Here is a 616-nt window from a genome sequence, read left to right as displayed (position 1 = left end):
TACCCGGCTTCACAATTTGTGAGGCCGTCTTCACTTGCGCTGGCAGCGTTTGCCAGCTTCGAGTATCTGGTTGTTCTGTTAACGTATTCCAAACGTTGAAAAGAATATTGCCCACGTCATCGCCTTTTTTCGCTGCTTCTTTTCTGATTCGGTCTTTCGCCCAAACGCGAATGGCTTGGCGAATCACTATTGTCGTTAAGCGTTCATTCAAATCATTCTGAGCCATGGCATTAACGTCAGCCAACGTACTAGAAGGCAGCGTTTTTCCATTCAAAGCCACATCACTAAAGCGTGGTGCCCCACGTTTCGGATAATAAGGTAGTGCCAATGAGTAGATTGCGCCATTGCCGCGACTGTCAAAAATAGGTAAATCAATACGCCAACCTTGCAAAGCCTCAACCACACCTTGCTCGTCAATCACAATGACGCGTCCTTGCGAGTTATTTAACCCTGTCGGTGCCTTGCCATAGCGTTTTTCAAGCAGACGTAAATCTTCACGCATACCGAGCTTTTTCGCGGCGTACATCGTGCTTTCAATAACTTGTTTGTTATCTGGCATCACAGCCAAAGCGCGACGGTAATCCACATAAGCGCTGTTTAGATCGCGTGACGCTTC

At 47.4% G+C, this 616-nt stretch carries 1 pseudogene; it reads right to left on the bottom strand.

The annotated features are described in order from the left end of the window. Window positions 1-616, bottom strand: a pseudogene (locus R7Z77_RS26625) (hypothetical protein); the annotation flags it as partial.

Source organism: Vibrio sp. 1401, assembly GCF_033340295.1.
This window is presented reverse-complemented; position numbering and strand designations above follow the sequence as displayed.